The organism is Arthrobacter sp. Y3223164 (genome assembly GCF_059091005.1).
In genome coordinates this window covers 1-6,272 of the sequence record NZ_JBNHGF010000152.1, presented here as the reverse complement: position 1 = coordinate 6,272, position 6,272 = coordinate 1, and the positions used below count along the sequence as shown (strand labels likewise).

Below are 6,272 nucleotides of genomic sequence, written 5' to 3'. Positions count from 1 at the left end.
GCTTGGCGTCGGCGATGGTCAGGGCACGGGTCTGGGCCGCGGCCGCCAGCAGCTTCTCCAGCACCGCCAGGCCGGCGGAACCGTGCCGTTCATACAGGGCCACCTGGGGCTTGAGGGCGGCGGCCTGCTCCCCCACCGCGTCCAACACGGTGAGGGAAAAGCGTTCCAGCCCTCCGGCGTCGTCGTTCAGTCCCCAGGCGGAGAGCAGCGACGGATGCGGGTCGATCCCCACGCACAGCGGCCCGCGGGCCTCCATCGCCGCCCGCAGCCGCTGCCCGAAGGTGGCGCGCTGCGGCCGGGCGTGCGGCTCAGGCATGGAAGGCGGCCTTCAGGTTCTCCGCGTGCTCCTGCAGGCTGGTGACGTCCCACTCGTACTGGCGCATCGCTTCGATGGCCTGGATGGCGGCGCCGAACTCGGACACAGTGGTGATGATCGGCGTGCCCACCGACGTCGCCGCCGCGCGGATCTCGTAGCCGTCGCCGCGGGCCTGGCCGCCCGAGGGGGTGTTGAGCACGAGTCCGATCTGGCCTTCGGTGATCAGGTCGACGATGGTGCCCTCGCCGTCGTCGGACCGTCCCTCGGCGACCTTCCGCACCGTGGTGGACTGGATGCCGTTGCGGCGCAGCACCTCCGCCGTGCCGCCGGTGGAGAGGATTTCGAAGCCCAGGTCCACCAGCAGCTTCACCGGCATGATGATGGAGCGCTTGTCGCGGTTGGCCACCGAGACGAACACCTTGCCGGACGTGGGCAGGGCGCTGCCGGCCGCGGCCTGGCTCTTGGCGAACGCCGTGTCGAAGTACTTGTCGATGCCCATCACCTCGCCGGTGGAGCGCATTTCCGGCCCCAGCAGCGAGTCGACCACGGTGCCCTCCGGCGTGCGGAAGCGGCTGAACGGGAGCACCGCTTCCTTCACCGCCACCGGTGCCTCCAGCGGCAGCCGGGAACCGTCGCCGGTCTCGGGCAGCACCTTGTAGACGCTGCGCAGCATGTCGATGTCCACGCCGGTGCCGATCAGCGCCGCGGCCTTGGCCAACTGCACGCCGGTGGCCTTGGACACGAACGGGACGGTGCGGGAAGCGCGCGGGTTGGCCTCGATCACGTAGAGCACGTCGGCGGCCAGCGCGAACTGGATGTTGATCAGGCCGCGCACCCCCACGCCCTCGGCGATGGCGGCGGTGGCCTTGCGCACCCGGTCCAGCACGTCGGCGCCCAGGGTGATCGGCGGCAGTACGCAGGCGGAGTCGCCGGAGTGGATCCCGGCCTCCTCGATGTGTTCCATGATGCCGCCGACGTAGAGGTCCTTGCCGTCGTAGAGGGCGTCGACGTCGATCTCGATGGCGTCTTCCAGGAAGCGGTCCACCAGCACCGGATGGTCCGGCGTGATCTCGGTGGCGTTGGCGATGTAGCGCGACAGGTTGGCCTCGTCGTAGACGATCTCCATGCCGCGCCCGCCCAGCACGTACGACGGGCGGACCAGCACGGGGTAGCCGATCTCGTCGGCGATCTTCTTCGCTTCCTCGAAGGAAACCGCCGTGCCGTTCTTCGGTGCTACCAGCCCGGCCGAATCCAGCACCCGCTGGAAGGCGCCGCGGTGCTCGGCCAGGTCGATGGCCTCCGGCGAGGTGCCCAGGATCGGGATGCCGGCGTCCGCCAGCGCCTGCGCCAGCTTCAGCGGGGTCTGGCCGCCCAGCTGCACGAACACGCCGAGCACGCCGCCGGTGCGCTCCTCCGCCGCGATGACCTCCAGCACGTCCTCGAGCGTGAGCGGCTCGAAGTACAGGCGGTTGGAGATGTCGTAGTCGGTGGAGACGGTCTCCGGGTTGCAGTTGATCATGACCGTCTCGTGCCCGGCCTTGCGCAGCGCCATGGTGGCATGGACGCAGGAGTAGTCGAACTCGATGCCCTGGCCGATCCGGTTGGGGCCGGAACCGAGGATGATCACCGACGGCTTCGCGTGCAGCTCGACCTCGTCCTCCTCGTCGTAGGACGAGTAGTGGTACGGGGTGTAGGCGGCGAATTCGGCGGCGCAGGTGTCCACCGTCTTGAACACCGGACGGATGCCCAGCGCGTGACGGACCCCGCGGACCACTGCCTCGCTGGTGTGGCTGAGCTTGCCGATCTGCTCATCGGAGAAGCCGTGCCGCTTGGCCAGCCGCAGGATGTCCTCGGTCAGCGCCGGCGCGCGGCGGATTTCGGTGGCCACCTCGTTGATCAGCTGCAGCTGGTCCAGGAACCACGGGTCGATCGCCGTGGCTTCAAAGACCTGCTCGACGGTGGCACCGCCGAGCAGCGCGCGCTGCACCATCGAGAGCCGCTCGGTGGACCCGACCCTGGACTTGGCCAGCAGTTCGGGCACGTCATAGTCGTTGACCGGGTCGAACTCGAGCTGCGACCCCTTCTGCTCCAGCGACCGCAGCGCCTTCTGCAGCGCCTCGGTGAAGTTGCGGCCGATGGCCATCGCCTCGCCGACGGACTTCATGGTGGTGGTCAGCGTCGGGTCGGCGGCCGGGAACTTCTCGAACGCGAAACGCGGAACCTTGACGACGACGTAGTCCAGCGTCGGTTCGAAGGCGGCCGGGGTCTGCTGGGTGATGTCGTTGGGGATCTCGTCCAGCGTGTACCCGAGCGACAGCTTGGTGGCGATCTTGGCGATCGCGAAACCGGTGGCCTTGGAGGCCAGCGCGGAGGACCGGGAGACGCGCGGGTTCATCTCGATCACGACGACGCGGCCGGTGTCCGGTTCGATGGCGAACTGGATGTTGCAGCCGCCGGTGTCGACGCCGACTTCGCGGATCACCGCGATGGAGATGTCGCGCAGCTTCTGGAACTCGCGGTCGGTCAGCGTCATGGCGGGGGCGACCGTAATGGAGTCGCCGGTATGCACGCCCACCGGATCGAAGTTCTCGATCGAGCACACGACGACGACGTTGTCGTTCTTGTCGCGCATCATCTCGAGCTCGTATTCCTTCCAGCCCAGGATGCTCTCTTCGAGCAGCACCTCGCTGGTGGGACTGTACTGGATGCCGGCCCCGGCGATCCGGCGCAGGTCGTCCGCGTTGTAGGCCATCCCGGAGCCGAGGCCGCCCATGGTGAAGGACGGGCGCACCACCATCGGGTAGCCCAGTTCCTCCGCCGCGGCGAAGGCCTCGTCCATCGAGTGCACGATCACGGACTTGGCGGACTCCGCGCCGCAGCGCTCCACCACGCCCTTGAACTTCTCCCGGTCTTCGCCGAGTTCGATGGCGGCGATGTTGGCGCCGATCAGCTCCACGTTGTACTTGTCAAGCACGCCGTTCTTGTCCAGCGCTATCGCGGTGTTCAGGGCGGTCTGGCCGCCCAGCGTGGGCAGCACGGCGTCCGGGCGCTCCTTGGCGATGATCTTTTCGACCACCTCCGGGGTGATCGGCTCCACGTAGGTGGCGTCGGCGAACTCGGGGTCCGTCATGATCGTGGCGGGATTGGAGTTGACCAGGATGACCCGCAGGCCCTCCTCCTTCAGCACCCGCAGCGCCTGCGTGCCGGAATAGTCGAACTCGGCGGCCTGTCCGATCACGATGGGACCGGAACCGATGACCAGGACGGACTTCAGATCTTCTCTCTTGGGCATTACTTGCTTTCCTTCGTGGTCTCGGAAGCGGTCCCGGTCTGGTTTCGGCGGGAGTTCATCAGGTCGGTGAAGCGGTCGAACAGGGGCGCCGCATCGTGCGGCCCGGCAGCCGCCTCCGGGTGGTACTGGACGGAGAAGGCGGGGATGTCCAGGCAGTTCAGGCCCTCGACGACGTCGTCGTTGAGGCAGACGTGGCTGACTTCGACCCGGCCGAAGCGCTCCTCCGGGGCCAGGGTGGGCCCGTCCAGCGGGGCGTCGACGGCGAAGCCATGGTTCTGCGAGGTGATTTCGACCTTTCCGGTGCGCCGGTCCATGACCGGCACGTTGATGCCGCGGTGGCCGTAGCGCAGCTTGTAGGTGCCGAAGCCCAGGGCGCGGCCCAGGATCTGGTTGCCGAAGCAGATGCCGAAGAACGGCAGGCCGGCGTCGAGCACCTTGCGCAGCAGCAGCACCTGGCGGTCGGCCGTGGCGGGGTCGCCGGGCCCGTTGGACATGAACATGCCGTCGGGCGCGAGGGCCTGGATGTCGTCGAAGCTGGCGGTGGCGGGCAGCACGTGCACCCGGATCCCGCGCTCGGCGAACCGGACGGGGGTCATGGCCTTGATGCCCAGGTCGAGGGCGGCGACGGTGAACCGCGGCTCCCCGTCCCAGCCGTGGTCGGCCGGGTCTACGGTGTAGGCCTCGGTGACGCTGACCTCTTCGGCGAGCCGGGCGCCTTCCATTGCCGGCTGCGCGGTGACCTCGGCCAGCAGCTCCGCGGCGGGGCGGGCGGCCGCGTCGCCGGAGAAAATGCCGGCCTTCATGGCGCCGCGTTCGCGCAGGTGGCGGGTCAGGGCGCGGGTGTCCACTCCCTGGATGCCCACGATGCCCTGGTTGACCAGTTCGTCGTCCAGGCTGCGCTCGGAGCGCCAGTTGGAGGGCCGGCGGGCGGGGTCGCGGACCACGTAGCCGGCTACCCAGATCTTGCGGGATTCCGCGTCGTCGTCGTTCACGCCGGTGTTGCCGATGTGGGGTGCGGTCTGCACCACCAGCTGGCGGGCGTAGGACGGGTCGGTGATGGTCTCCTGGTAGCCGGTCATGCCGGTGGAAAAGACCGCCTCGCCCAGCGCGGTGCCCTGCGCGCCGTAGCTGCGGCCGCGGAAGGTCCGGCCGTCTTCGAGTACCAGCAGCGCCGGTGCGGAGAGGAAAGTTGTTTCTGCGCTCACGATAGGTCCTAGTCTTCCTGTACGGCGGGTAGGTATGTCTGCAGCTGCGCCAGCAGCGGTTGTTTGTCGGCGGCCTGCCGGGTGCGGAAGGCCGTGTCGACCTCGCGCTCCCCCAGCTTCCACGTGATCACGGCCAGGCCCTCGGACTCCACGAACTTGCCCACCATGCCGCTCTCGGTGCGGACGTCGGAGATGCTTCCGGCCGGAATGTAGAGGTCCGTGGAGCCGGGCCACTCGATCAGCACGCCGTGCGGATAGGTCCGCAGCGCCGCCTTGGTCCGGATGCCGAGGCCGTGGACGGCGACGCGGTCCAGCCAGTCCCCCGCCGTCGTCGTGACCACGTACATGCCTTCGTAGTAGCCGGTCGGGTTGGCTGTGTCCGCCGGGACCTGCGGCAGCGGCGCGATGTCCCGCTGCCGTTTGACCCGGTTGCGCCAGCCGACGCCCAGCAGCACCATGAGCACGACGGCGACGGCGAGCATCACCAGGCCCGCTTGCATCTGGTTCATCTCAGGCCTCCCCTGCCGGGCGTGCCGGGGTGTTCAGGGCGCCGTCCAGCACCGTGGGGTGTCCGTTGAGGAACGTGGCGACCACGCGGCCGGGCAGCTCCCGGCCGGCGAACGGCGAGTTCCTGCCCTTGGTGGCCATGACCGAGGGGTCCACCGTCCAGCGGGCCGCGGGGTCCACGAGGGTGATGTTGGCGGCCGATCCGGCGGCCAGCGGCTGGCCCTGGCCGGACAGCCGGCCGATCCGGGCCGGCATGGCGGAGGTGATCCGGGCGAAGTCGGCCCAACCGATCAGGCCGGATTCGATCATGGTGTGCTGCACGACGGACAGCGCGGTTTCCAGCCCGGTCATGCCCATGGCTGCCTGCGCCCACTCGCACTCCTTCGCCTCGGAGGGGTGCGGCGCGTGGTCGGTGCCGATGACGTCGATGGTGCCGTCGGCCAGGCCGGCGCGCAGGGCCTGCACGTCCTCGTCGGTGCGCAGCGGCGGGTTGACCTTGTAGACCGGGTCGTAGCTGCGGACCAGTTCGTCGGTCAGCCACAGGTGGTGCGGCGTGACCTCGGCCGTGACCTTGATCCCCCGGGCCTTGGCCCAGCGGATGAGCTCCACCGATCCGGCCGTGGAGACGTGGCAGACGTGCAGGCGGGAGTCCACGTGCTGGGCCAGCAGCACGTCGCGGGCGATGATGCTCTCCTCCGCGACGGCCGGCCAACCGGTCATGCCCAGCACCGCCGAAACGGTTCCCTCGTTCATCTGCGCCCCGTCGGTCAGCCGCGGCTCCTGGGCGTGCTGGGCGATCACGCCGTCGAACGCCTTGACGTACTCCAGCGCGCGGCGCATCAGCACCGGGTCCGACACGCAGATCCCGTCGTCGGAAAAGACCCGGACCCGGGCCCGGGAGTCGGCCATCGCGCCGAGTTCGGCGAGCCGTTCGCCGGCCAGGCCCACGGTC

General features: G+C 69.2%; 4 protein-coding genes and 1 pseudogene. All 5 read right to left on the bottom strand.

The annotated features are described in order from the left end of the window. A pseudogene (locus tag AC5RUJ_RS09310) lies at window positions 1-316 on the bottom strand (orotidine-5'-phosphate decarboxylase); the annotation flags it as partial. Next, the gene (gene carB, locus AC5RUJ_RS09305; protein WP_494073876.1) at window positions 309-3,608 is read right to left on the bottom strand and encodes a carbamoyl-phosphate synthase large subunit; all 3,300 of its coding nucleotides are present in this window, start codon (window positions 3,606-3,608) and stop codon (window positions 309-311) included. The pseudogene AC5RUJ_RS09310 and the gene carB, both read right to left, overlap by 8 nt. After that, on the bottom strand, window positions 3,608-4,813 hold the full coding sequence (carA, locus tag AC5RUJ_RS09300) for a glutamine-hydrolyzing carbamoyl-phosphate synthase small subunit (RefSeq protein WP_494073875.1): 1,206 nt from the start codon (window positions 4,811-4,813) through the stop codon (window positions 3,608-3,610). The genes carB and carA overlap by 1 nt, the downstream gene beginning before the upstream one ends. Window positions 4,814-4,821: 8 nt before the next feature. Next, the gene (locus AC5RUJ_RS09295) at window positions 4,822-5,322 is read right to left on the bottom strand and encodes a PH-like domain-containing protein (protein ID WP_494073874.1); all 501 of its coding nucleotides are present in this window, start codon (window positions 5,320-5,322) and stop codon (window positions 4,822-4,824) included. Window position 5,323: 1 nt separating this feature from the next. Then, window positions 5,324-6,272, bottom strand: a 949-nt coding sequence (locus tag AC5RUJ_RS09290; RefSeq protein ID WP_494155786.1) for a dihydroorotase, incomplete at its 5' end; no start/stop codon positions are given.